Here is a 26,525-nt window from a genome sequence, read left to right as displayed (position 1 = left end):
TAGTTTTAAATGCCTTCGAAAAGCACAAATGATTCCAAATACTGTGGGATGATGGTATTCCATCCTAATTCCTCATTAAGTTTTTGAGCCAAAGCCAAGGCACTCTTTTCCTCACCATGTACGATAAAGGTCATTTTTGGCTTTTCAGAAAATCCCTCAGCCCAATCCATAAGTTCACCTTGGTCCGAATGTGCTGAAAGCCCCTCTATGTGATAGATCTGAGCATTGACCGGTACATCATTGCCGTAGATCCGAATGGTAGTCTCCCCCTCTAGGAGGCGTCTGCCACGCGTGCCCTCAGCCTGATAACCAACGATCACTACGCCATTTTTCGCATGTGGAATGTGATGAAAGAGGTGATGCAGCACACGTCCTCCCGTGGCCATTCCACTGGCGGAAATAATGATTCCTCTTCCCCGGAAATCATTCAATTCCATGGACTGTTCCCTTTTTTGGATGTAGTGAAGCTGGGGATGCTTGAATGCATGCGCTGTATCTTCTTCCAACATAGCGGATAGGCGATGATCTGCATGGAAATCGAGATAAAGCTTGGTGGTGTCAATGGCCATTGGGCTGTCGAGGAAAATCGGCACTTTGGGGATTTTTCCTTTTTCCATCAGGTGATACAGCAGGTAAAGCATCAATTGGGTTCTGCCCACAGCAAAAGAAGGAATGATCACCAATCCATCCCGATCAAACGTTTCATTGATCACCCGGGCCAGTTCGATTTCAGGTTTGGTGTCAGGAGCGGATCGGTCTCCATAGGTTGATTCAATCCAAACTATATCAGCTTTTGGAATTCGGGTGGGAGGAAACAGTACCGGATCATGATATCGTCCCAAATCTCCGGAAAAGACCAGTTTTTTGGTTTGAGTCTCTCCCCTTAAGGTAACCTTCACGATAGAAGCACCAAGGATATGGCCCGCATGGAAAAAAGTGACCTCCACTCCATTATGTATAGAAAATGTCTTGTCAAAAGGCATAGGCACGAGCTGGGGGAATACCGACTCCGCATCTTCCATGGTATAAAGGGGTTGAGGATCTTCATGACGGGAATACCCTTTTTTTCGGGCAAATTCTGCTTCTTCCTCCTGCAGTTTTCCGGAGTCCAAAAGCAGGATTTTTGCCAATTCGGCAGAGGCTTCTGTACAATAAATCGGTCCGGTAAACCCTTGCTTCACCAGTCTGGGTAGGTACCCGATATGGTCCATGTGTGCATGGGTCAGGATAACAGCCTCAAGCTTATCCACTGGCATGGGGAATTTGTCCCAGTTTCGTTCTCTCAGTTCCTTCCGGCCTTGGAAAAGGCCGCAATCCACCAAAAACTCAAATTCACCAAGGTCTATCAGATATTTTGATCCGGTGACGGCTCCAGCACCTCCCAAAAATTTTACGGTTACATCCATCTTTTTCTCGCTTTAATTACCAAGAAGGTACAAAAAAAGAGACACTTTGCGGGTGTCTCTTTTTAAATGCTTCAGGTTGAATTGATTAATCTTTCATGAAAAAAGAATCGGCAAATTTGGCCCGTGTGATGCTGTCCATTTTGGCTTTGGAAAGTGAATCTACAGGTACGCGATCTTCCTCATCCATGTCCCAATCGCTTAAATCTCCATCTTTTTCAGTACAATTCAGACAGACCAAACCAGCCTCATTGAACACCCAAACGGTGGATGATCTGACATCCGAGGATCTGTATCCGTTGTTGTAGATCGTGTTTCTCAGGATTTCCAATAGGGACCTTTCCATGATGAAAGGTCGGTCATACGGAATACTCAAGGTCAGATTTACTCGCTGATCCCGGAACGTATCCAAAGCTCTCAGATCAAACCCCTCTTCGAACGTGATCACTGAATCCTGTACTGAATAGGAGTAGCTTAGCTTTTTGGCATTTTCTAATGCTTCTTGTTTGCTTTTGCCTCGGGCAAATACCTCTTGATTCAATGATACCAAGGAATCAGAACTTCCTACAATTCGCAGATTGGCCTTATTGAAAATCTCCTCGTCTTCAAAGTCATTTACCTTGAGAATCAGTGTGCCTGGGCTTACAGGCAGTGTGGCTTCAGTTTCATACTGATTTTCCTCTTTGAACTGCAGGACGATTTTAGGAATCTGGAATGCGGATATTCCGATGCAGAGCAACCAAAGACCCAAAGCCACGAGGCCAAAACGACCTCCGATAAGGTTCTTTTGCGCTAGCACACTCAATCCCAGCAAAAGGATAATCAACCCAGGGATGATGACCAATCCGATACTTGCAATCACCAACCAAAGCGGAACCATATCAGTGAATAACTCGATCGGAAAATCATCAATCAAGGCACGATAATCTGAGTCCGTTATTCCAAAATAGGCAGCTAAGGCGAGCAAGGGTGTGATGGTCAAGGCCAAACCAATAAAGAATATGATCAAACCAAAGATGATTCGGATCACCGTACCAAGGAACCTGCCGAGTGGTCCCAATGCAGATCCCAGAGCGTCGATGACTTTGCCCAATACCCGAAAAGGGGCCATCAGGATTTTTCTGGCATTTGATTCAGGCTGAGAAGGAATCGGATTGATGCTTTCTTTGATCGTCGAATCAATGCTGTCCAAGGTGATTTCTCCGCCCTTCATTTTGATTCGCTCTGTGATCGAACTCGCCACCGGAGTGATGATCCAAAGGATGAGATATATCAAAATACCTGATCCACCGGCAAAAGCCAAAAGGACAAAAGCCAATCTGACATAAATTACTTCGACCCCAAAATAAGCTGCCAATCCACTGGAAACACCACCGAGAACTTTGTCGTCGGGATTTCTGAAGAGTTTTTTGACTTTGGCGTCTTCCATCACCTCGTAAGACACAGGAAGGATTATCCAGAGCACGATGTAGGCCACGATGGCAAAGAAACCAAAGCTCAGATTGAACCGGAAGTTGTCAAAAGGGAAGATGTCCAGAAATCCGAGTTTAAAATTCAAGTTACCGCTGAAAAGCAATAAAATAGCGATGAGTCGGGTCCATAATGGATCGACGGAGAAGTAATTGGCAATACCGGCACATACACCCCCGAGGATTTTCTTGTTTTCGAGTCGCTTTAGTTTTTTATACCCGCCTGTTTCGCTGCCAGGAGGGGTGACGTATTTGTAGAAATCTTCCTGCGAGGTTTCGTTTTCCTCCTCGATAATTTCCTCTTTCTCCTCTGCTGTAAAATCGGCTATGGTACCCATCTTTTCGATGAGTTTATCCACGTTTTCGGCGGTGATGACTTGCTTGTTATTTTTCAGATTGCTCAGAAAAATCTCCGCAATTCGGTTTTCGATATCGGAGATGATTTCATGATTATCCTTGTAATTTGAAAAGTGCCTGTTGATCGCATCCAGGTACTTTCTGAGCGAATCGTAGCCGTCTTCTTCGATGTGGAAGAGAATGCCGCTGATGTTGATGCTTATCGTCTTTTTCATGTGAGATCTTAATTTTAGGGTTGCTTCAGGTTCAATTCTTTGAGGTGATTTCTGAAGTAGAATTGACCAGTGAAGACCATGTTTCCGAGAGTGTCAATAGAAATTTCTTCCCTTCTTCAGTGATTGAATAGTACTTTCTGGGAGGTCCTGATTCGGATTCTACCCATCTGTAGCTGACGAGTTCTGCGGATTTGAGCCGATTGAGAAGCGGATAGAGGGTGCCTTCGACCACGATCATCTGAGCCTGGGTGAGCTCTTCGATCAGATCAGAAGTATATACCTCGCCTCGGGAGATGATGTGCAAAACGCAAAACTCCAAGAGCCCTTTGCGCATTTGAATCTGTGTGTTGGCGACGTTCATGATATAAGGTTTAGGTGTCCTTTCGGAGTATTTTTTCTTTGCTATGGACATTTGATAAAGAAAAATGATACCAATCTTTTCCCTGCTACCTTGCATTACCTAATTCCTTGCTAAAACCAGCTAGTAGGGATACCCTAGTTCTGAAAAAGCAGCCTTCAGAGCTCAGGATTGCATTTTTTTATTCCTGCCAAAATGTTGTCTTTTTTTTGATTCGGGTAGTGGCAGGAAAAATCGGATGAAAATATGTTCTACAATGAGACAGAAAAGTGTCCGATGATGTACATTAAATCGAGTTTAATTGATTTAATTTCAAAAGGGTTAGTAGGAGTTTTTGAATTTGAATTATTTTGGCATCGTGAAAATCTATGGAGTGAAATTTTTCTTTTCCGTAATCCTGTTTTGCGTTCAGGTCTTTTGGACAAATTCTGTGTTTTCTCAGAATCTCACTCCCAAATATTCAAATGAATTTCTAAGTATTGGTGTCGGTGCCAGAGCATTGGGAATGGGGGGCGCTCAGGTAGGTGCAGTCAGAGATGTCACTTCTGCCTATTGGAACCCTGCTGCGCTCACCGGTATCCAACATCAATATGAATTTTCGCTGATGCATGCTGAATATTTCGCGGGAATCGCACAATATGACTATGTTGGATTCAGTACTCCCCTTGGCAATCAAAATCAAATTGCGGTTTCGTTGATCAGATTTGGAGTAGATGATATCCCGGATACCCGATTTCTGTATGACGCCAACGGGGCAATCAACTACAATAATATTCAGTTTTTCAACGCAGCAGATTATGCGCTGCTTCTGAGTTTTGCCCGGGATATTTCAGCTAAATTCAAGGTGGGTGCCAATGCAAAGGTGATTCACAGGAATGTGGGGAAATTCGCCCAGGCTTGGGGATTTGGACTGGACGTCGGCGGGATTTATATCCAAAAAAGAATCACCCTTGGGCTCATGCTGCGCGATATCACCACCACCTATAATGCCTGGTCCCATGATGCCGAACTGGTCCGGGAGATCTATGCTCAGACGAATAATGAGGTGCCCGTCAATTCAGTGGAGATTACCTTGCCAAAAGCCATAGCAAGTATCGCATACGATTGGAAAATTGGTGAAAAATTCAACCTCTTGACAGCATTGGATTTGGAGACGACTTTTGACGGAGCCAGAAACACGCTTATTTCTTCGTCCACATTAAGTATTGATCCTAAGTTTGGTTTGGAACTAGGCTTTAAGAATCTGGTCTTTGTGCGGGGAGGGGTGAGTAATTTTCAGTACATCAAAGATTTTAATGGAATAGAATCTCTGAATTTTTTACCGGCTGCAGGATTGGGCGTGATCCTGAATGAGCGGTTTCAGATCGATTATGCACTTTCAGATTTGGGTGATGTTTCTGAGAGCCCTTACTCACATATTTTCAGTGTAAAGGTTAGTTTGGAAAAGCTAGGGTCTGATTTCAGAAAATTTAAAGCATGGCAAAGATGAGGATCAAAATAGCTTTTCTCTCTAGTCTGCTGTTATTTTTCCTATTCACTTTTGCCAAAGCACAAGTGCCTGTCTGGTATGATTATGCCTTGACGTATTACAAGATTCCGACTGCCCAGGATGGAATATACCGGATCACTCCGGAAGTACTCCAATCTTCAGGGATTAACCTCGCCACTTTGGATCCGCGAATGATTCGGGTTTATCATAGGGGTAAGGAAGTAGCCATTCATGTCGAAGGTGAAAATGACGGGAAAGTAGATCCACAGGATTTTATCGATTTCTACGGAATTCGAAACGATGCCGAACTGGATAAAAAACTATACACCGAGTTTGCTACTATACCCAATCCGTATTACAATACATATACTGATACGACTGCTTTTTTCCTTACGGTAACTCCCGGTACACCAGGAAAGCGGATGGGGCAACGGCCTATTCCTGCCAATAACCTTCCTTTGATTACCAGTTTTGAAACTGAAAAACTGCAAGTTTTATCAGACCAATACTCCTTGGGGCGTGGGTATACTTTGGGATTTAGACTATCCTCTTATGATCAGGGACAAGGTTGGATGGGAACACTTATTACCAAAGGAAGCGCCAGGGATTTGACTTTCACAGACCTGGGATCTCTTCTCAACTCCGGTGGGGCCCAATTGGAGATTGGACTGGTCGGTAGGTCAGAAAATGCACATTCGGTTGCCATCAGTGCAGGCCCTGCAGCCGGCTCCCAGCGTCTCCTCACTCAGTCCAATTTTGCAGGCTATGAGTACCCGCAGCTAAGCCTAAATCTGCAAATGAGCGACTTCAATGCAAATGGTTCTTTGGTCGTGAGGGTTCTACCACAGGGAGCTGATGCCACGGATAATGTCTCAATTGCTTACGCAAAAATCACCTACCGCAAACCTATCCAAAACGGAGATTTTGCCCCGATTCTCATGAGATTTCCCGCAGGAAATCAACGGGTAGTAATCAATCAGGTACAGGAAAATTATGTAGCCATGGACGTTTCCGACCTGACCAATGTCCAAAAGGTGGACGTGTCCAAATCCGGTTCAGCATTGAGTTTTGCCGCAGCAGTTCCTAGCCAAGCCAGTAAAATTTGGATTCAATCGGAACAATCCGTGATTTCAGTGGCCCAAATGCAGCCGCTGAAGTTTCGAAATTACCTCGCGCAAGCAGCCAATTACATTTTGGTCGGTCACAGGGAACTGGAAAAAGCGAGCAGCAAGTATTCTAATCCTTTGAAATCCTACGGTGCGCATCGTGCTTCGGCTTTGGGTGGTGGATTTGATACCCTGACTATACGGATGGAGGAAATCTACGATCAATATGGCTATGGAGAAAAATCCCCCATTGCGCTCTATGAGTTTTTCAGGGCCTACTATCCTGTCCACAAACCCACACACGTGCTATTGGCAGCCAGATCTCTGGCAATCTACTCACAAGGCAGATTGAACAATCAAAATGTCTTCTACCGTAAATCGCCTGAGGCGTTTTCCTTCCAAGATCTTGTGCCTGTCGGTGGCTATCCTTTTTCTGATAATGTCTATGCCCTGAATCTAGATCCGGCTAATCCGACTACCCCTGCGTTTGCGGTCGGCAGAATCCCAGCCAAAAATTCCCAACAACTCGCCGATTACCTAGACAAGGCCATCGAAAAAGACCAGGTAGGCATCAGTGAGCCTTGGCAGAAAGAATTGATCCACCTTGGGGGCGGAGTTTCAGAATTCGAATTGGACCGCTATTTTAATTTCCTCAACGGTTTCAAAGCAATCGCTGAAGGCCCCTATCTGGGAGGCAATGTAACCACCTACCGCAAACGCTCCAATTCTGTGGTTGAGGCCATTGATATTTCGGGAGATTTGAATGAAGGCCGGTCCATGTTGACATTTTTCGGTCATGGCTCGCCCACAGTGATCGATATTGAGATTGGTTTTGCTTCTGATCCCACCTTGGGATATGCCAATAAAGGAAAATACCCGATCATGCTGTTCAATGGGTGTGACTACGGCAGTGCCTTTTCTACTACTTACACCCAAGGTGAGGACTGGGTCATGACACCTGAAAAAGGTGCCGTTTCCGTTCTGGCCAATACCTCTATAGGAGTAGATGTCTATCTCAGAAGGTATTCTGACGCTTTTTATACCACTGCCTTTGCAGACAGCACGATGATCTACCGTACAATTGGGGAAATTAAGCAAAATGCCGAGCGAATATTTATCAATCGCTATGGCACCAATCCGCTCAATTATTCGCACATGGAGCAGATGGTAATGCTAGGTGATCCCGCGGTCCGTATTTTCCCAGCGAATAAGGCTGATTATGCTGTCAATGTGGAGGAAGTAAGTCTTGGTACTTTTGACAATGCGCCGCTATCCTCCATCACAGAGACACTGAAATTGTCCTTTGTCGTTCGGAATCTTGGAATTGTGAATCGGGATTCGCTGAATTTTAAAATTGACCGTAAACTCCCGGATGGTACTATGGTCAGTTTTGATCCAGTCATGATCTCTTCGATTTCTAGATCTGATACATTGGTCTTTCAAGTGCCAAATTTCCTGGTGGATGCCGCCGGAGAAAATCAGTTTATGATTTCTGTGAACACAGAGCGTTCCGTTCCGGAGATGACTTATGCCAATAATTTAATCACCTACACGGCATTCATTCCTATGAGTGGTACCATCAATCTGTATCCGACCGATTTTGGTATTGTAAACCAAAAAGACATCAAGTTGGTTACTCAGGCTCCTGGCAAACTGACAGAAAATCGAACGCTGATCATCCAGCTGGATACTACAGTCAACTTTAATTCCACATTCAGAAAGGAAATAAGAGCAACCACTTCCGGCCTTGTAGAATGGCCGGTAAATCTATCTGCGGGAAATGATTCTACCACTTATTATTGGAGATCTAGATACCAGGAGCCCAAAGCCGGGGAGACGGATGGTTGGTCGAATAGTAGCTTTTCTTATATCCCAAATACAGGAAATGGCTGGACACAGCGGGTAGAGGAACAGCTGGTTCAAAGTCAATTGGAGAATATCGAACTGGATCAATCGCGAAAATCCTGGCAATACATCAGCCGGAAGACAAACATCGAGGTGTTTACCATAGGTTCTGCTGTGGATTCGCTCAACTTCAGAAATACCCAGTTTTATTTTGACCAAGTGCCACAGATCATCGACAATGTCAACAATGCCAACAGTCGACTCTGTCCCAATGGATCGATTGGTTTGGTAGCCATTGACCAAAAAACCCTGCTTCCTTACTTGGCAGTGCCTGTTCCTGGATTTGATATTCTGGATTCCCGAGCTTGCGGTAGAGTTCCCCAGATGATTCAAAGTATCCTAAATGCTTGGATTACTACTCCGGGAAATACGATTCTTCAGGATTATGTTCGAGGAGTGAAAGATGGGGATTATGTGGTCATTTTCACCGTGGGCAATGTCAATTTTGACGCCTGGCCTGAGCGGGCATACCAAAGTTTACGGGAATTTGGGGCAAATGAAGCGACACTTCGAGCTTTGAAATCAGGTGATCCATACATCCTTTACGGACGAAAAGGAATGCGCCCCGGTGAATCCATTGAAATTGTCGGGAATTCGAACTTCGAGCAGCCGGCATCTGAACAAACCCTCACGTTCAAATCAGACATTGAAGGATATTTCTCCAGCGGAGTGATTCTCACCCCACGAATTGGCCCTGCAGCTACTTGGGAGCGTTTTTTCCAAAATGTAAATGCAAGAAACTGGATCAATGAGGAGCGGTATACCCAATTTGATATTTTGGGAGTAAAGGAAAACGGGGAGGAAGAGCTGCTGCTTGAAAATTCGCTGGAAAAGGAACTGGACCTCTCCTTTATCAATCCACTGAGCTATCCATACCTCAGGCTGAGGTATCAGATGAATGATGAAAATTCGACCCGGCCTGCTCAGTTGGATAAGTGGCAGGTGAATTTTGAAGGACTTCCCGAAGGTGTCTTACTGGAGAAAAATCCAGGAGAGAGGATACGAATCAGGGAAGGGCAGGCCGCCAAATTAGATTTTATATTCAAAAATGCGTCGATCTATAACTTCCTGGATTCGATACAGGTGGATTATAAAATGACAAATCTGACCTCCAAGAAAGTCGAAAACGTCTCGATTAAAATCCCTGCTGTGAAGGCTGGGGAGGAAGCGGAATTCAGCATAGATTTCACCAGTATCGGTAGAGTAGGAGAAACTGAGCTGGAGGTCTTTGCCAATCCAAGAATCCTCAGAGAGCAGTCCTACAGAAATAACCAGATTGATTTGGGTGTTGCATTTGAGGTGGAGGGAGACAATTCTACCGCGCTGTTGGACGTGAATTTTGACGGAATCTATATTATGGATGGTGATCTCGTATCACCCAACGTGATGGTCACAGCCCTGCTCAAAAATGACCAGACACTGATCTATAAGCGCGACACACTGGGAATGGAAATCTTCCTCAAGCAAAATTGTGAAGGATGCCAATTTTCCAAAATCAACTTCTCCAATCCAAATCTTACCTGGGCTCCGGCCTCAGAGAATGAGAGCTTCCGTGTTTCTTTCGTACCCGGACCTTTGGCAGATGGGCTTTACACTTTAAGGATCACCAATGAAGACTCGCCTCAGCCTTATGAGATTACTTTTGAAGTGGTCAATGAGTCGCAAATCACCAATTTCTATCCCTATCCCAATCCTTTCAGCACCTCCGTTCGATTTGTATTTACCCTGACAGGCTCAGAGATTCCGGATGAGATCAAGATTCAGATTATGACCGTGACAGGTAAAGTGGTACGGGAAATCCTCCAGAATGAACTCGGTCCCATCCGAATCGGTAACAACATCACCGAATATGCTTGGGATGGCCGGGATGAGTTTGGAGATCAACTGGCGAATGGAGTTTACATTTATCGCGTCCTGATCCGGAAAAATGGGCAATTCATGGAGCATCGACCAACGGCCGGAGACCGTGGATTTACCAAAGGATATGGGAAAATGTATTTGTTGCGCTAAGATTTGGAGCTTTTCCAGTTTCTATACAGTCCCCAAAAACTCAGCAAAAATAGCACGCTAAGGATAACCCACTGAATGGGGTCATTCATCGCATTTTTTGCATCCAAAAAAGAACTGGCTGCGAGTCCTGTCCCAAATGCAATCAGAGTTCTAGGAAGCATACCGGGAATCCCATAAAGTAGCACTTTTTTGAGATCGACTTTTAGCGAAGCAAAGAGAAAATTGGAGATCGCAAAAGGGACGACGGGACTGATTCTGATGAAAAATATCAAACTTTCCGGCCGGTGGATTTTGTCTTCCAGTTGAGTTTTTAGCTCGGGTTTTTGAGCAGAAAGAAGGGGTAAAAAGTCAGCATTGAGTACTTTGCCTAAAGTATATCCGATGACATTGGCGAGCAGATAGCCAAAGAACAAACTTGGAAAACCGATCCATCCAAAAAAGTAACCCGAAGCCAGCGCAGTAAGTGTGGTAGGAAGCAAGGCAAAACCCAAGATGAGAGAAATACCTACGGTGTAAAGTAAATGGTCAAATCCACTTTCCAATTGAAGACTCTCCGCTAAAGCATAATTGGCAAGCAAAAGCAAGCTTCCGATTCCAGGCATCAAAGTCACCCAAATCCACCCAAGTGAAGCCCCCGGATGTGCTCGGAAGTAGGAGGCGATTGTCTTGAATATGCTGGCCTTTTTTGTCATCTTTGAAGCCTTATACTAGGCTATTGGTTGTATTTCCCGGCAAGTTTAGCACGCAAAATCGGTTTTATACCGGAAATCACCCGCAATCCTATAACCTTCACTTAAGAATATAAACTCAAATATATCCAGGAATGAAATTGAGCATGCCTGAAGTCAAACTCAAAAAGTGACTTCACAAAAGCAAGATTTTATTTGACCATTTAAAAACTAACTACTCAAATGAAATTTGGTACCAAAGCCATTCATGCAGGCGTAAGTCCTGATCCTACCACCGGGGCCATCATGACCCCAATCTATCAGACTTCAACTTACGTCCAACGGTCACCGGGTGATCACCAGGGCTATGAGTATAGCCGGACCCATAATCCTACCCGAACTGCCCTCCAAAATAGCCTCGCTGCACTGGAAAACGGGAAGCATGGCATCTGCTTTTCTTCGGGACTGGGAGCCATAGATTCTGTGATCAAGCTCTTTAATCCAGGCGATGAGATCATTTCCACCAATGACCTCTATGGAGGGACCTACCGACTTTTCACCAAAGTCTTTGAGCGATACGGGATCAAATTCCACTTTGTGTCCATGGCGGATCCAGCTTCGCTTTCTTCCTATGTGAATGAAAACACGAAGATGGTTTGGGTCGAGACACCGACTAATCCCATGATGAATATCATTGACTTGGAGGCAGTGGCAGCCATCAGCAAAAAGCACAACCTGCTGCTGGCTGTTGACAATACCTTTGCTTCTCCTTTTTTGCAAAATCCGCTAGATTTCGGTGCAGACATCGTCATGCACTCGGTGACCAAGTATCTGGGAGGTCATTCCGATGTGGTGATGGGAGCTTTGGTCGTCAATGATGACGAGTTGGCTTCCCGATTAGTATTTTTACAAAATGCCTGTGGAGCCACCCCTGGTCCACAAGACTGCTTTTTGGTCCTGAGAGGGATCAAAACACTTCACCTGAGAATGGAACGTCACTGCCAAAATGGAAAAACCATCGCAGGGTATCTCAAAAATCACCCAAAAGTAGAGAAAGTTTACTGGCCAGGATTCGAAGATCATCCCAATCATCTCGTCGCGAAAAAACAAATGCGGGATTTTGGAGGAATGATTTCCTTTACACTTAAGGGGAACAGGATCGAAGATGCGAAGACGGTAATGGAGAGTTTCGAACTGTTTGCTTTGGCAGAATCGCTTGGCGGAGTAGAGTCACTCTGCGGTCATCCTGCGTCCATGACGCATGCGTCTATTCCTCGAGAAGAACGTGAAAAAGTAGGCTTGGTGGATTCGTTGATTCGCCTCAGCGTGGGAGTCGAAGATGCAGAAGACCTTAAAAATGATCTGATGCGCGCACTAGCAAAAATCTAATTCAGACCAATATTTTACTCATCATTGCAAAAGCCTGTTTTTCGATCTCGGAAGACAGGCTTTTCTTTTCTTCTTTCAATTCCTTGATCCAGTCCATGTACTTTTTAGAAATGCTGGTCTTCTCTGCCAAGAATCCCGACAGTGTCTGGAATGCCAGATGATTGGAATACCAAGGCTTTAGATTTTCTTTGAGCTGGGTGATCTCTTCATGGATGGCCGAGACAAAAATCGGGTTGAATCCCAGCTGTATAAGTAGATTTTCCAACATGATAATCTTGCGAAGACTTTCAAACAAATCCCTGAATCCCTGGCTATGAATCGGGATTTTTAGCTCTCGATTCATAGAGATCAATTCATCCTGAACGAGTTGATTGATTGCCGTATTGATGGTCAGAGGCTTAATTCCTTTACTGGAAATCTGTGCACTTGCTTTGAAATCTTCCCAGATTTTCAGTGTGCCGCCGACTGCCAGATCGAAGGTTTCCTTTTGAATTTTCCGTTTTTGAATGGCCAGATACTCCGCATAGCTATCGTACACCAGATCTGTTTTTTCCACCCTCGCCCTTAGGTTCCGTTCCACCAATTTGAGGTGGTGAGTTTTGCGGAGTGCCTTTTTCAGCGGTTTGAAAGGCCTGAAAAGCTCATGACCCAGACTTTGGTTTTCGAAGTGGATCTTTTCCATCAAATCAGTGAAAAGCTCCAGAAATTCCAGTTTGGTCTGTAGTTCTATGGCTTTCTTAGACTTCACTTGCTTGCCAAGCACCAGAAAAAGCACCTTTGCTTCCTGATGTTGTTGCTCAAAAATGTGGAAAACCGGAGAAGTCTTTACAGGCATGTTTAGGAAATTCGGACCAAGGTAGCGCCGTAGCCCCACTGGTCTTTTTGAGTGTCCTGAAAGTACTTAATATTTCCTAATTGGCTGAGGCGCTTGTGAATTTCTTTTCTCAGCACCCCATTTCCCAGACCATGGATGAAGGTGATTTCATCCATCCCTGATGCGAGTGCCTGATTTAGATTTTTTTCAAATACTTCAAGTTGGATCCGCATCTTTTCAGAATTACTGAGTTTATCTGGGTCTGGATGCAATTCTTCAATGTGCAGATCGATCGAGCGGGCTGGTTTTGCCGTTTTGACTGGTTCAGGCTTCGATGAGATTTGGTTGAGTTCGGCATTCAGGCTGCGAATGTCCAGCTCCTTGGTCGTCTGCTCCATAGCAAAGAGGTAGACGCTTTTGCCCAAAATCGGTGCTTGGCTCAGGTGTTTGAAAAACTGGGTGGCTTTCATTTTCATCTGCCGCTCAAAAGCCGGGATGGCTTTTTCGAGCTTGTTTTGGATAGGGATGAACCGGATCAAAAATGCAGGCCATTCATCCATCTCCTTCATCAGTCGGTCATCGATCTTTTTGCTTTCACCCGGATTCAATACTCCGGCGTAGAGCGTACGGTGATTGTCACCGAAAACCTCCGAGGTATGGGCAAGGTATGGCTGATGACTGTCATTGATCAGGTAGAGGCTGAGGTTCTGATCATTGATCGGAAGAAAAGCCAAGTAGAGCCCTTGATCTTTTGGTGCTGAGATAGGTAGCGGAGCTTCCGGTTCCTTGGTGACCCCTGCATTTTTTCCAAAGTAATTGGTCTCTGCTTCGGCTATAAGGACTACTTCAGTTTTCATCGCCGGAATGATAAATCCGTCTTCGATTTCAATCTCGATCCTTCCTGAGGAAGAGATCTTTCTGATGATCCCCTGCTCGGTTCCGCGAAGTAATCTGACTTTGTCTCCTATGTTCATGGGTTGAGTGCTTGCTTGTAGGTGTCAATCGCCCGGACTCGAGCAGATTTATGATCTACAATGGGTTTTGGGTACTTGGATGTCTCTAATTCTGGAATCCATTTTTTGATATACTTGAGGTCTTTGTCAAACTTTTCAGTCTGGGAATCGGGATTGAAGACACGGAAATAGGGCTGCGCATCTGTTCCGGTGCCAGCTGCCCATTGCCAGCCACCATTGTTGGCTGAGAGGTCATAGTCCAGGAGTTTTTTTGCAAAATAAGCTTCCCCCCATCTCCAGTCGATCAGCAAATGCTTGGTAAGGAATGATGCCACCACCATCCTGACGCGGTTGTGCATATAGCCTGTGGCATTGAGTTCCCGCATGCCTGCGTCTACGATTGGATAGCCTGTCTTTCCGTCACACCAAGCTTGAAATTCTTCGGTATTATTTCGCCAAGGGATCTGATCATAGGCAGGCTTGAAGGCCCGATCCACTACCTGTGGACTATAAGCCAATATCATCATATAAAATTCCCTCCAGATCAATTCATTTAGGTACGTTTCGTTCAGATTTGCAGCAACTTTGGCCAGTTTTCGCACCGAGATTGTCCCAAAACGGAGATGAATTCCCAGTCGGGTTGTCCCATTTTGCGCTGGGAAATTTCGCGTTTTGTCATAGTGACGGATGATATCCTCGTCTGCAACTTTCGGTGGAATCTCAACCGAAGTTTTCTCAAAGCCCATTTCTTTCAAGGCAATGGTAGGCAAATATTTACTTGAATATAGGTTCTTCCAGTTTGGATCATCCAAAGTCTGGATTTTGGTGCTGTTGTATTTTTCCAGCCAGCTTTTAGAGAAGGGTGTGAATACTTTGTAAAATTCCCCGGATCCGTTTAGTATCTCTCCAGGCTCGAAAATTACCTGATCCTTGAAGCTCAGAAGTTCACTGCCATTTTCCTTGAGAATTTGCGCTATTTCGGCATCCCTCTCCTTGGCGTAGGGTTCATAGTCCCGGTTGGTGTAGACCGCCTGAATCTCATATTCTTGAAGGAGTTCTCGATAGATGTCATCCGGCTTACCATATCGAATCAAAAGCGATCCCCCTTTCTTCTCCAGCTGTGCTTTTATTTCTTCCAATTGAGAATGGATAAATTCCACACGGGCATCCGCTTTGTCCTCAAGCTTGTCTAGAATATTCCGATCAAAAATAAAGAGGGGAAGGACGTTTTTTTCCTGCTGCAAAGCATAGAAAAGTCCAGTATTGTCTTCCAGTCTGAGGTCCCGGCGAAACCAAAACAGGGTTATTTTTTCCATGAGCTTTTTCTAAAAGAAAGTATCGAGTCCAGTGAAATGTTTCAAAAATCTTCTTTTGAAGGGATTCTGTCTTTCACTGGTGGTAGAGGGGGATCTTTGCGGGGAGGGAGATTTTCCAAATCGAGAGGCTTCCACTCTTCATCCTCAGGCAGACTATACCTTAGGAAATCATCTGAGTCATTGATGGTAAGTTTATTGGCTTTTTTCCCGGTTATTTTTTTGAATAACTCTGAAAAGGAATTGAAGGATACATTCTGTGTAAGAGAGGCTCCGTAGGTCAATACATTTTGAGTGAGTGAAAGGGAGGTAAACGTATTGTAGTTGTTTCGATTGAATATTCTGAGCCGATATACTCCTTCCTCGGTCAGTAAATATTCGGCTTGCCAGTCTCCAATTACCGAAGCGGCACTGGCATTGCCTTGATTGTCGGTAAATCCTCCATCTCGAGACACTCTGAGCCTCCCATCCAGAAAGGTATAGGCGACACTCAGCTGGAAATTTTCTAGGGTATTTTCGTCCAAAGTCGCTAAATCGATGTTGATTTCGAGGTTTTTGTCCAGTTGGCCAATGAAGCTGTTGAGCTGCGAAGACAGCAGATTACTTAGGCTCGAGGATATGGTCGAAACGCCTGAGAATTGACCCTCCGGAGAAAAATTCTGTGTCAATATCACCGAAAACACCTGCCGGTTCATCTCCTGTTCATCCGCCGCAAGTCTGCTCTGAAATGCTGAAATTGTGGTCTGCACATCTCCGCTGGAAGGATATTCGGAGAAGTCAAACCCAAACGAAATATCTGGTGAAAGCAATTCCCCCTTGAGATCCATCAGGACTTTGAGTGGGTATCTTCGTCGCATTTGACTGTTTTCTGACACGGAAGAAGCGGAAAGAAGGGGTTGCAGGGAGACGTTTTCCTGGTAGACGGCCTTGAGGTTCATGATGCCCTGATATGGGTCGCCAAACCAGGTTATCCGCCCTCCGGGTTGAATCACAAATTTCTTTTTGACGATGTTGTACAGGGAGAAGTTGTATTGCCCCTGAGAAATCTCATAATTTCCGGTCAGGTTGAAATTTCCTTGGGTATCGATATTCATGGTGAGAATACCTCTGCCTCTGGCTTCTAAGCTTTCTTCGGTTTTGGGATCAATGATGATTTGGGTAAAAGCATCCGGAGTAATATCCAGAATGAAATTCATTCGGACATTTTCGATGTCTAGGCGGTTGACATCTTCTGCCAATTGCTGGATGCGTACCGTGTCCTGAATATTGATAATCTGAATGAAGTCCTCCTGGTATTGCGTATTGCTGCTGGTCAGTGGGATAAAGATCCGGGTATTTGCCTGAGTGGTAGCTCTGGCTGTCACATCAAGATTGGTGGTACTGCCTTTGACTGACAAAGATCCTGTGGCAAAGGCTGTCCCATAGAATACCTCATTGTCCTTGGCGGAGGTGTTGAGCACTTGGAAGTTGCTCAGCGAGGAATTGATGTCAAGGAAAATATTGTTGAAGCCAGAATGGTTTACCCCCCCGGTGAAGGTGGCTCGATTTCCGTTCAAATCCCTGAAGATCAAATCGCGAAAGCTAATTTGGGTAGGCTGAAATAGGATGCTACCGTCCAGAGTATAGCTGGTATTCAGGTAGTTGATATGGACCTTGCCCCTGTCAATACGACCACTGCCGATGAGCTCGGGAAGGTCTGTGGTACCTCTCAGTTGAAGGTTTCCGGTGACTGTACCTCCAAGCCTGGAGACATAATTGGACAGAAAGGGTTCTAGAATTACCAAGTTTGCTTCCGTGAGAACAGCATCCAAATCAAGGGTTTGAAATTCTAGTCCCAAGATCCCGTTGACGTCAATTTTCTTTTGGCCGTTTATCTCATTTTCCAAATCCAAAATCAGGTTATCGTCTTCCATTTTAGCGGAAGCGAAGAGATTTCCGATCGGGAATTGGTTGATCTCTGTATCATCGACCGAGAGATTGCCATCGATCTTAGGCTGATTTAGAAGGTCTTGCAGCTGGAATGCCCCATTGGCTCGCCCCTTAAAATCCTGCGTGGTGAGTGTGTTGAGAATGTCGATTTCTACATTTTTGAAGAAAAGATCCAAAATCTCCTCCGGATTGCTGCTGATTTTCCCGTCAACCCCGATCGATTGCCCTTCATTTTTAATTTCGAGTTTATTGAAGGTGATTTCGCCTTTTGAGATCACGATTTGATTTTCAATGTCAAAATTCCAGTCCTGATTCAAGACTCGAAGTAAAGAGGGCTGGAAATGGATATTGGTTCCTGTGGTCGAAAATGTGGTTTCTGCCAGGACTCTTGCACGGCTCTGGGTGGAATCCTGATCCAAACTCAATTCCAGATCCAGATTGCTCTGATCCCAGATGGCTTCTAGTCCCAGGTTTTTAAACCCAAGGGTATTTCCTACTTTTTGCTCCTTGGAATAGACATAAAAGGAAGCCAAAATATCGGCACTGTTGATGATTTTGGAAGTATTGAAATCAATGTTGGTGCCCAGGGCAGTATTTCCCTGGTAGTTGATGGTGTCGATGCTGGTGAAGAAATTGAATACGGTGTTTTCGGTAGTTTGGTAGAAAGCTCCTTCCAGAATCGTGTTTTTAGAAATCGAAAAATCAGGCTTGAACAAGTGGATCAAGGGATTGAAATCCTGGAGCTTAACATTCAGGTCCAAGTTGTATTCTTCTGCAAAGTTTTTTTCCAAATCTGCGATTGGTTGTTCCTCGTTGAGCAAAATGGCTACGTACTGATTGCCTAAGATCTGGAGATCACGGGTCATTTGCTCTAAGTTAAACTGCCCCGAAGCTGCCGCCACGATGTAATCAGAATTGATCGATAAAGTCCGCGTCCCTCCTGCAAACAGGGATTGGAAAAAGAAATCTCCAACATCCAAAAAGCGGTCTTCGTAGCCTGCTTTCACATCTGAAAACCGGGCGATACCCTGGATATCATCCAGATTGATGCCCTTGGTGTCGATGTCCAACTTACCGGAAATAAATGAAGGGGTCTCTACCAAGTTGATCCGATCTAAAAATGCCGTATCCAATTGGACCACCATTCGAACCGAGTCAATGGCTTCGTTAAGGTTGACATAGCCTCTAGCCTGTGCCTTAAGATTGGGATCATTGATCGAAAAATTCCCCTTGAACAGGTTCAAGCCGTAGGTAGCATCTGTCCGGATGTTTGAAAAGTTATAGTTGTTTACCCCAATTTGGGAAATGACTGCATTGAGATCAATCAGGGCATTCTGGGCTGAAGTTCCTTTGAAATTTACATTTCCATCCAGACTCACTTTTTGAAGCAATTCGCTATCGTCTGCCAGGATTCCCATGTCGAGGTTTTGAACTTCGATTCGCGAGACAATCGAGGGGGTACCCTTTACCAAATCATAATTTATTCTCCCTTCCAGATTCCCGATACTTGTTCGGAATTTCCCATTAGTCGTAAAGCGGGTGAGGAGTCCCGCAAAGTCTGCATCCAAACGAATCAGGTTGAATTTATTGATTTGTCGCTCTACATCCGATGACAGGTAGGGAGCAAGGTCACGTGCGGAGATTACTGAATTTTTGAGGGAAAGATTGAGATAAGTCTTTTCAATATCCGGAAGTCCATCGATTTCAATTGCGCCAAAGAGTGCTGTCTTTTGTCCCAGTCGAATGAGAAATTCCTCTGACTTCAAGTCCGATACTGTGCCGATCAACTCCCCACTGAGGTAGATTTCATCTTTGAATTCAGGAAGGGAAGGAACGAAAACACGCAGGTCGTCCAACAAGATTTTCGTCTCGTCCATTCTCAGGGTCAACTTCACTTGATCAATGAACTCCGAAAATCCATCCGGGCCGATCAAATCCATTCTCAAGTAATCCTTGACATGACTTCCCTCGGAACGGAGATTTAACTTGTCCAATTCGAGGAATGTTGGGGCATAGGTTAATTCGGTTTTCAGTTCCTGAATTTTAAGTCCGGAGCTTTGTTCCACACCGCTTAGGTGCCGAATGTTGATGCCGATTTCTCCATTTGAAAGGTCAAAATCACTTGCATTTGCCGTGATTCCGCTAAAACGCATTGCACTGGGATCAAACCCCTGAGGAACAGAATCAGAATTATAATCGATCAAAGAAAATGAAGCCTGCCTAAGTTGAATAGCTCCAATCGAAAAATTGACTGAAGCAGAAGATGTGGTGTCTGCCGAACCGAATAATTCATTCAATTCGTTTACCCAACGGTTGATATTCATCACAGAATCGCCCGAATGAGTCAGGAGGTTCACTGCCGCCTGATCCAATCGAACCGCATCCACAACGATATCACCCGGAGGGAGTAGCGAGAGTAAAGAAAAGTCAGCATGTGCTTTTACCGCTCCGATCATCAGGCTATCCCGATGATCGTGTATGGTGACATTTTCCAGTTCCAAAGCATCCCACCAGGAAAGCTTAATTTTACCGATCTCGGTATGGAATGCTGAGTTGTCATTAAGGTATCCGGTCACCCGGTCTATTAGCCAGTTTTGAACGCTGGATATTTGGAGAGCCAAGCTCAAAAAAATCAGTAAAAGGGTGGAGGAAAAAACTACCCAGAGAATTAGCCGGAAAGCTTTGTGCAAAAAATCCGTAACTTTCGAGTTCTTTTCCAATGAGTAACAGGGATATTTCTATACTAGCAATCGAATCATCGTGTGATGAGACTTCGGCGTCCATTATAGTAAATGGTAAAGTACTTAATAATATTGTCGCCACGCAATCCGTACACGAAAAATATGGGGGAGTAGTTCCTGAGCTGGCTTCCCGAGCACATCAGGAAAACCTCATTCCTGTGGTTCAGGAGGCGATTTTGTCTTCTGGGATTTCCAAGGATCAGTTATCAGCGATAGCATTCACCCGGGGTCCTGGGCTGATGGGTTCGCTTTTGGTTGGGGTTAGTTTTGCAAAAGCTTTTGCGACAGCGCTAAAGATTCCGCTGATCGAAGTTAATCATATGCAAGCGCATATTTTGGCACATTTCATCGAGGATCCAAAGCCTAGTTTTCCGTTCATTTGTCTGACAGTAAGTGGAGGGCATACCCAGTTGGTTTTGGTAAAGGATCATCTGGAAATGGAGGTCATCGGTGAGACCCAGGATGATGCCGTTGGAGAGGCATTTGACAAGACTGCCAAACTACTAGGCCTGCCCTATCCAGGAGGACCATTGATTGATCGCTACGCAAAAGAGGGAAATCCGAAAGCATTCAAATTCCCGGTGACACGAATGCCGGGATTGAATTATTCTTTCTCAGGAATAAAAACCGCTGTTCTATATTTTCTGAGGGATCAGCTCAAAGAAAATCCAAATTTCATCACGGAAAACCTGGCTGATCTTTGCGCCAGCATCCAATACACCCTCGTCGAAATGCTCCTGATTAAGCTAAAAGAAGCGGTCAAGCAGTACGGGGTAAAAGAAATTGCCATTGCTGGGGGTGTATCGGCCAATTCGGGATTGCGGGAGACACTCGCCGCACTTGCCCGACGAAAAGGCTGGAACCTCTACGTCCCGAAATTCGAATACTGTACGGACAACGCTGCCATGATTGCCATGGCTGCATTTTACAAATACCAGAGAAATGAATTCGTCGGCCTCGACGTGACACCTCTGGCAAAAATGAAACTCTGATATGGCTAAGTCCAACCGCTTCGAAAAGTTCGTCAACATCAAAAATAAGAAAGCAAGCTTTGAGTTTGAATTCATTGATACCTATGTGACAGGGCTGATGCTTTCCGGTACCGAAATCAAGTCTATCCGAGAGAGCAAAGTGTCTTTGACGGAGGCGTTTTGCATTTTTATGGAGGGGGAACTTTACATTCGACAGATGCACATCGCTCCATACAGCATGGCTGCCAGTTACAATCATGTCGCAGTTAGGGATCGGAAGTTGCTCCTGAAGAAAAAAGAATTGGAAAAGCTCGAAACTAAGTCGGCTGAGAAGGGGCTTGCAATCATTCCGGTTCGTATATTTATCAATGACCGTGGTTTGGCAAAATTGGAAATTGCACTGGCCCGGGGTAAGAAAACACACGATAAACGTCAGGACCTGAAGGAAAAAGATGCAAAAAGAGAGCTCCAGCGAATGGCCTTTGATTGATGCTTACGGGATTTGTCGTCAGACGATCCTTCCACTTTACCGCCAACCTACTTTTGACTCCGCACTGGTCTGCCAGTTGCTTTTTGGAGAATGCTACCAGATCAATGGACTCACCTCCGACAGACAGTGGTTTCGGGTGTACCATGAAGACACCGGCATGGGAGGCTGGGTCTGGGCCAAACTTATCAAAGAAATCACCGGAGAAGAATACCGCAAGTTTCTCAATCAGGACTTTCAGATCGTCACCAGCCCCATTGCCGCTATCGAATACCTCGGCAGCAATCTCTACTTACTCCCAGGCAGCAGACTCCACTTCAGCGAACTCGAACTATTCAACTGGCAGGAGCATATCGGATTCACCGGCACCTATCGGCCCCATGCGGTGCGGGCCGGCCGGGAAGAACTCATCGAAATCGGACTCCGTTACCTCAATGCACCCTTTCAGGCCGGAGGGAGAAGTATTTTTGGCTTGGATGAAGAGTTTGGTTTTGCACTGATTTTTGCGATAGCTGGTTATTCTTGGCTTTCTGGGAAAATCCCCGGCAAGAGCGTGACGCCTGAAGAAGCTGTTCCAGGTGACTTGTTTGTTTTCAGAGATTTAGAAAAGCAGGAGTCCCACTTTGGTTTATTTTTGGGAGCAGAGGAAATACTCTGGATGGATAACAAAATGAAAGTCTCTGACCTGGACGAATGGGAGGATTACTTGAGAAACAATACCGGTGAACAGGTCGTTTTTGACGCGAGATCGATAGTGGGATAAGGTATGGAAAAACGGGTTTTGGTGCTAAACTTAGATCATTCGCCGGTAGCTGTAGTTCCGGTACAGAAAGCCATTGTGCTTTGTCTTTTGGAAAAAGCCAACATCCTGTCTACCTATGAACTTTTGAAAATTCGTACGGTGGACCGCAGTTTCGATTATCCAGCGGTGATCCGATTGACTCATTACAAAAACATCCCTTTCCGGGGAGTCTTGCTCAATCGAAACAATCTCTTCAAGCGGGACAATGGGGAATGCCAATACTGCGGCAGTAAAAGACACCTGACTATCGATCATATCATTCCCAAGTCCAAAGGCGGCAAAACCAACTGGACCAATCTGATCACTGCCTGTAACCGCTGCAATGTGAGCAAAGGAGACAAGACTCCCGAGCAAGCTGGTCTGGTGCTGCGATCCCAGCCATTCAAACCCTCACTTTCTTATTTTTTAGCAGAATATGCCCAGCGTCAGGCAGAGGAATGGTTACCTTTTCTATCTAGTCGGGTGATTACGTAAGAAATGGAGGATGGGTAGATTTTAAAATTGAAAAGTTGGAATTTTTATGAACACTAAGACTAGAATAAAAATTACCCGTAAGTAAAGAGTGAGAATAAAAAAATAAAAATTTTACCTTCGTAGGATAAATAATTTTTTTAATGCGATGAACCTACCCCTCGAAACATTCTCCCCAAAATCCCGACAGGAATGGCGGGATTGGCTGCAGGAAAACCACGATAAGAAGCAGTCCATTTGGCTGATTTATTTCAAAAAGGAATCCAAGCAGCCCTCAGTCGTTTACAATGATGCGGTGGATGAAGCACTTTGCTTCGGTTGGATTGATAGCAAATCCAAACCTATTGATTCGGATCGGTACATGCAGTTCTTCTGCAGACGGAAACCCAAAAGTGTCTGGTCCAAGATCAACAAGGCGAAAATTGCACGACTTACTGAAGAAGGATTGATGACTCAGGCTGGTTTGGATTGCATCGAAATCGCCAAGAATAATGGTTCCTGGACGATCCTTGATGAAGCAGAAGAATTAATCATACCAAATGATTTGGAAGAAGCTTTTCAGGCTTCCCCAGTTGCAAAAGATTATTTTCTAAGTCTAAGTCGTTCAGACAAGCGGAACATTCTGCAATGGCTGGTCTTGGCTAAGCGACCCGAAACCCGCCAAAACCGAATCGATGAAATCGTCACCCTTGCAGCACAAAACCAAAAACCTAAGCAATTCCGGGGTAAAAATGCCTGATTCAGGAACTTAGAGTTTTTGCAGACTGTAGAAATCCGTAGATTAACTTTTGTCTATTCTTCATATTCCAGAGCGCTATGATAATCAAAGTGAAAACCACCCCAACCAATGAAGAACTTCTGTCACTTCTGCGGAAAGAATTGCCGAGTGATTATAGCCTGCGGGAGTTTGGTCTGGATAAGAAAACTGTCATGATTAAAAAATCTGCCTTCATTGGTGCTCAGGTCACGGTGAGAAAAAATGAAATTGCCATAGATGAATCGACACCATCTGTGGTAGGAGGAATTTTGTCAAGTCTGGCGATGATCGAACTGGCCAGTCTAATTGTTTTTATTTTTGCATGTGGCGCCACAACTCGGGCAAAATTTCAGGCTTTTGAAAGGGAGATGGCCGCGTTGATTTTTAAATTGTATAATTAAACCAATATGATTTAATGATCCACAATTCGTTGAGTTTTTGAAAAATATTTTCTTCTTTTAAAGCTTTATTAGGTAAACAGATTGAAAGTTAAATAAATGAAAATTTTAAGTTATTATCTTGTGTTGACGGGTTTTTTGGGGATTATTACATTACTAATTACAATTCTTCAAAGCCCAGTTATCCTTAATTTTATTTATTTTTTTTATATAATTTATGTGTTGAGTGTAAGTTTAACTACAATCTATTTCGGTTTTAACCTCATTGGAGATCGGGCAAAAATGGGATATTTAGGAAGTTTGGTTGTTTTATTTTTAGGCATATTTTCATTTAGTTTTCAAGGTTTAAAGTATGTAATGGCATTAGGTTTCGGAGTAATTTTGTCTGTTATAGACTTTGATAGGGGGATTATTAATGTGAGTTTTCCAGTTTCTGAATTTACAATCCAATATAATAGTACTGGTTCAGTCTTTGGCTTTGGTGTGAATTTAGTTTCGCTTTTACTATTTATAGTCCTTTTTCGTCGATATAAGAAAATGTAATTTGACAAGACATTCTTTCTCAAATTTCACGTTTCTCATTTAGGGTTAAACATTTTAATGATGAAGCAGGCACTTATCTTGATTCTTTTGGCTGCAGTTTTTGGCTGTACCGACACATCTGATCAACCTATCCCTTTAACCTTAGAAGGAATATGGGTCGATCAATTGACTAAAACCGATACGCTGGAATTTTTAACGCTGCAGGATGGTAGTTCACTTTTGAATTTGAAAAGAGGACAGCAAAATCAAAATGGCTTTGCTGTACCTAAAATAGGTTCTGGACTTTATACTTTTTCGATAAAGAAAGACAACATTACCCTTCAATATTCCTTATCAAGTTATTACAATCCAACAGAATACTATTTTCGTCAAAATGCACTCGAGTTGAAGATTGGAAGGTTTTTTGACTCAGAAAATAGTTCGGACGTGTTGACTTTTAGGAAGGTCAGGTGAGTAGGATTTTGGCTTAGTTGCGATTTTTTGTTACCCAACTCAACCCAAACCCCACCAAGAAAATCGTCAGCGTTCCCATCACGATCGTCATATTCGTGTGAAGCGGGTTTGCAAAGGTTTCGGACATTCCATTTTGGATCAAAATCGCCGATAAACTCATCCAACCAATTACCAAAACTCCCAGAATCACAGCGAAAACAGCCTGTGGATTCTTTGCTTTCGACAATAATCCCAACAAGAAAAGTCCCAATATTCCCCCGCTGAATATCGAAGAAAGTGCCCACCAAGCTTCCAAAGCACTGTTGACTCCATTAAAAGCCAATCCGACCACGATGCTCAGCAAACCCATAATCAGCGATGAACCCCTCAATACGCGAAGGGAGAGCTTTTCCGATGGATTGGGATGGATGTATTTTCGGAAGTGATCAGAGAGAATCACCGTCGCCGAACTGTTTATGCTCGTAGAAACGGTACTCATGCCAGCTGCAAAGATGGATGCGATCAGCAAGCCTGTCACGCCCACCGGAAGTTGATTGACGATGAAGAAGGGAAAAACTTTGTCTCCGGCCAGTCCTGCGGGAAGTAATTCGGGTTGGGCCTGATAATAAGCAAACAAGGCTGTACCGATAAAGAAGAAAAGAAGCGAAACTGGCACATAAAGCAAACTTCCAAGCCAAGTCGATTTCTTTGCTTCTGATTCGGTTTTGGCGGTTAAATAGCGCTGTACATAACTCTGATCGATCCCGAAATTTTGCAGGTTGATAAAGAGTCCATAGACCAAAATCATCCAGAAAGTGGAGGTGGTAAAATCGAGTTTGAAACTGCCCAAACTGAACTTATTCGCTTCATTTGCAATACTGAATATCGAGGAAGATCCCTCAGGCATCCCAAAGAAAATTACACCCAAACAGGCCAAAGCACCTCCGATCAAAATGATTCCCTGCACCGCATCTGTCCAGATTACCGCTTCAATTCCGCCCCACATCGAATAGATGACCACACTAATCCCCGTCACCAGGATGATGCTCGGAATGCTCCATCCCAGCAAGGCATTCATCGGCAAGGCGAGCAAGTACATGATGGCTCCCATTCTAGCCAATTGAGTGAGCAAATAACAAATAGATGCGTAAATTCTTGCCCAAGCTCCAAACCGCTGCTCGAGGTAGAAATAAGCTGATTCGCTTTTCAGTTTGCGGTAAAGCGGAACAAAGTATTTCACCGCGATCCAAGCCGCCAGCGGAATGGATAGACTGAAGACAAACCCATTCCAATTTCCTGAAAAGGCATTTCCAGGTAAAGCTAAAAAGCTGATGCTACTCACAAAGGTGGCAAAGATCGACATACCGATGGCCCAAGCCGGAAGCCGGCCGCTACCTGTGGTAAAGTCCGAGGAAGTACGCTTCCGGAATGAAAAAGAAACACCAAATCCTACAATTGCCAGCATGTAAATGAGAAAAATGGCGAGGTCTAGGATTGGCATTTGGATATGTTAGGAGGTATGGAAGTTGGGAGGTTGGAATGTTT

The 26,525-nt window shown here is 44.5% G+C and carries 20 protein-coding genes; 11 read left to right on the top strand and 9 right to left on the bottom strand.

What is annotated here, in order from left to right; all coding sequences use genetic code 11:
* Nucleotides 1-5 precede the first annotated feature (5 nt).
* From DK188_RS18575 to DK188_RS18565, 3 genes are all read right to left on the bottom strand, one after another.
* Nucleotides 6-1,406 carry an MBL fold metallo-hydrolase RNA specificity domain-containing protein gene (locus DK188_RS18575; protein ID WP_111672353.1) on the bottom strand — a complete coding sequence of 467 codons (1,401 nt, stop codon included), beginning with the start codon at nucleotides 1,404-1,406 and terminating at the stop codon, nucleotides 6-8.
* 85 nt (nucleotides 1,407-1,491) lie between these two features.
* Nucleotides 1,492-3,444 carry a PspC domain-containing protein gene (locus DK188_RS18570; protein WP_111672352.1) on the bottom strand — a complete coding sequence of 651 codons (1,953 nt, stop codon included), beginning with the start codon at nucleotides 3,442-3,444 and terminating at the stop codon, nucleotides 1,492-1,494.
* 31 nt (nucleotides 3,445-3,475) lie between these two features.
* Nucleotides 3,476-3,805 (bottom strand): PadR family transcriptional regulator, encoded by a 330-nt coding sequence (locus DK188_RS18565; RefSeq protein ID WP_111672409.1) that lies wholly within the window; start codon nucleotides 3,803-3,805, stop codon nucleotides 3,476-3,478.
* A gap of 370 nt (nucleotides 3,806-4,175) precedes the next feature.
* Here DK188_RS18565 and DK188_RS18560 point away from each other — a divergent pair, with 370 nt between their 5' ends.
* Together DK188_RS18560 and porU2 are read left to right on the top strand one after the other, a co-directional pair.
* A complete protein-coding gene (locus DK188_RS18560) occupies nucleotides 4,176-5,291 on the top strand; it encodes a putative type IX sorting system protein PorV2 (protein ID WP_157963283.1) in 1,116 nt (371 codons plus the stop codon).
* Nucleotides 5,288-10,312: a putative type IX secretion system sortase PorU2 gene (gene porU2 / locus DK188_RS18555; RefSeq protein WP_111672407.1), complete on the top strand. Its 5,025-nt coding sequence runs from the start codon at nucleotides 5,288-5,290 to the stop codon at nucleotides 10,310-10,312. The genes DK188_RS18560 and porU2 overlap by 4 nt, the downstream gene beginning before the upstream one ends.
* On the opposite strand, the gene DK188_RS18550 is transcribed toward porU2, so the two are convergent.
* On the bottom strand, nucleotides 10,309-11,004 hold the full coding sequence (locus DK188_RS18550) for a TVP38/TMEM64 family protein (protein ID WP_111672351.1): 696 nt from the start codon (nucleotides 11,002-11,004) through the stop codon (nucleotides 10,309-10,311). The two genes, porU2 and DK188_RS18550, sit on opposite strands and share 4 nt — an antisense overlap.
* Nucleotides 11,005-11,223: 219 nt before the next feature.
* On the opposite strand from DK188_RS18550, the gene DK188_RS18545 reads away from it, so the two are divergent.
* Entirely contained in the window at nucleotides 11,224-12,369 is a 1,146-nt protein-coding gene (locus DK188_RS18545; RefSeq protein ID WP_111672350.1) for a cystathionine gamma-synthase, read from the top strand.
* A gap of 1 nt (nucleotide 12,370) precedes the next feature.
* Here DK188_RS18545 and DK188_RS18540 read toward each other — a convergent pair whose 3' ends face one another.
* Genes DK188_RS18540 through DK188_RS18525 form a run of 4 tightly spaced genes read right to left on the bottom strand, consistent with a single transcriptional unit; the run spans nucleotide 12,371 to nucleotide 19,999 of the window.
* Complete coding sequence (locus DK188_RS18540) at nucleotides 12,371-13,204, bottom strand: hypothetical protein (RefSeq protein ID WP_111672349.1); 834 nt, start codon at nucleotides 13,202-13,204, stop codon at nucleotides 12,371-12,373.
* 2 nt (nucleotides 13,205-13,206) lie between these two features.
* The gene (locus tag DK188_RS18535) at nucleotides 13,207-14,157 is read right to left on the bottom strand and encodes a Smr/MutS family protein (protein WP_111672348.1); all 951 of its coding nucleotides are present in this window, start codon (nucleotides 14,155-14,157) and stop codon (nucleotides 13,207-13,209) included.
* Nucleotides 14,154-15,452 (bottom strand): cryptochrome/photolyase family protein, encoded by a 1,299-nt coding sequence (locus DK188_RS18530; protein WP_111672347.1) that lies wholly within the window; start codon nucleotides 15,450-15,452, stop codon nucleotides 14,154-14,156. The genes DK188_RS18535 and DK188_RS18530 overlap by 4 nt, the downstream gene beginning before the upstream one ends.
* Nucleotides 15,453-15,493: 41 nt before the next feature.
* Complete coding sequence (locus DK188_RS18525) at nucleotides 15,494-19,999, bottom strand: translocation/assembly module TamB domain-containing protein (RefSeq protein ID WP_232825768.1); 4,506 nt, start codon at nucleotides 19,997-19,999, stop codon at nucleotides 15,494-15,496.
* Between the two features lie 98 nt (nucleotides 20,000-20,097).
* Here DK188_RS18525 and tsaD point away from each other — a divergent pair, with 98 nt between their 5' ends.
* The 8 genes from tsaD to DK188_RS18485 all read left to right on the top strand — a co-directional run bounded on the left by tsaD (nucleotide 20,098) and on the right by DK188_RS18485 (nucleotide 25,001).
* Complete coding sequence (gene tsaD / locus DK188_RS18520; RefSeq protein ID WP_111672346.1) at nucleotides 20,098-21,111, top strand: tRNA (adenosine(37)-N6)-threonylcarbamoyltransferase complex transferase subunit TsaD; 1,014 nt, start codon at nucleotides 20,098-20,100, stop codon at nucleotides 21,109-21,111.
* A 1-nt stretch (nucleotide 21,112) separates the two neighbouring features.
* Nucleotides 21,113-21,580 (top strand): SsrA-binding protein, encoded by a 468-nt coding sequence (smpB, locus tag DK188_RS18515; RefSeq protein WP_111672345.1) that lies wholly within the window; start codon nucleotides 21,113-21,115, stop codon nucleotides 21,578-21,580.
* A complete protein-coding gene (locus tag DK188_RS18510) occupies nucleotides 21,543-22,340 on the top strand; it encodes a hypothetical protein (protein WP_157963282.1) in 798 nt (265 codons plus the stop codon). Before smpB ends, DK188_RS18510 begins: the two co-directional genes overlap by 38 nt.
* A gap of 3 nt (nucleotides 22,341-22,343) precedes the next feature.
* Nucleotides 22,344-22,853 carry an HNH endonuclease gene (locus DK188_RS18505; RefSeq protein ID WP_111672343.1) on the top strand — a complete coding sequence of 170 codons (510 nt, stop codon included), beginning with the start codon at nucleotides 22,344-22,346 and terminating at the stop codon, nucleotides 22,851-22,853.
* Between the two features lie 145 nt (nucleotides 22,854-22,998).
* Nucleotides 22,999-23,589 (top strand): YdeI/OmpD-associated family protein, encoded by a 591-nt coding sequence (locus tag DK188_RS18500; RefSeq protein WP_111672342.1) that lies wholly within the window; start codon nucleotides 22,999-23,001, stop codon nucleotides 23,587-23,589.
* A gap of 77 nt (nucleotides 23,590-23,666) precedes the next feature.
* Nucleotides 23,667-24,008, top strand: a complete 342-nt coding sequence (locus DK188_RS18495) for a hypothetical protein (RefSeq protein ID WP_111672341.1) — start codon at nucleotides 23,667-23,669, stop codon at nucleotides 24,006-24,008.
* A 96-nt stretch (nucleotides 24,009-24,104) separates the two neighbouring features.
* Nucleotides 24,105-24,548, top strand: coding sequence for a hypothetical protein (locus tag DK188_RS18490; protein ID WP_111672340.1), 444 nt, complete (start codon nucleotides 24,105-24,107; stop codon nucleotides 24,546-24,548).
* Between the two features lie 60 nt (nucleotides 24,549-24,608).
* Entirely contained in the window at nucleotides 24,609-25,001 is a 393-nt protein-coding gene (locus DK188_RS18485) for a hypothetical protein (RefSeq protein ID WP_111672339.1), read from the top strand.
* Between the two features lie 13 nt (nucleotides 25,002-25,014).
* Here DK188_RS18485 and DK188_RS18480 read toward each other — a convergent pair whose 3' ends face one another.
* On the bottom strand, nucleotides 25,015-26,487 hold the full coding sequence (locus DK188_RS18480; protein WP_111672338.1) for a sodium:solute symporter: 1,473 nt from the start codon (nucleotides 26,485-26,487) through the stop codon (nucleotides 25,015-25,017).
* Between the last annotated feature and the right edge of the window lie 38 nt (nucleotides 26,488-26,525).

It is taken from the genome of Algoriphagus litoralis (genome assembly GCF_003259255.1).
In the GTDB taxonomy this organism is placed as follows: Bacteria; Bacteroidota; Bacteroidia; order Cytophagales; family Cyclobacteriaceae; genus Algoriphagus; species Algoriphagus litoralis.
Note: the sequence above shows the minus strand (reverse complement) of the source record. Positions and strands in the feature narration are given on the sequence as shown.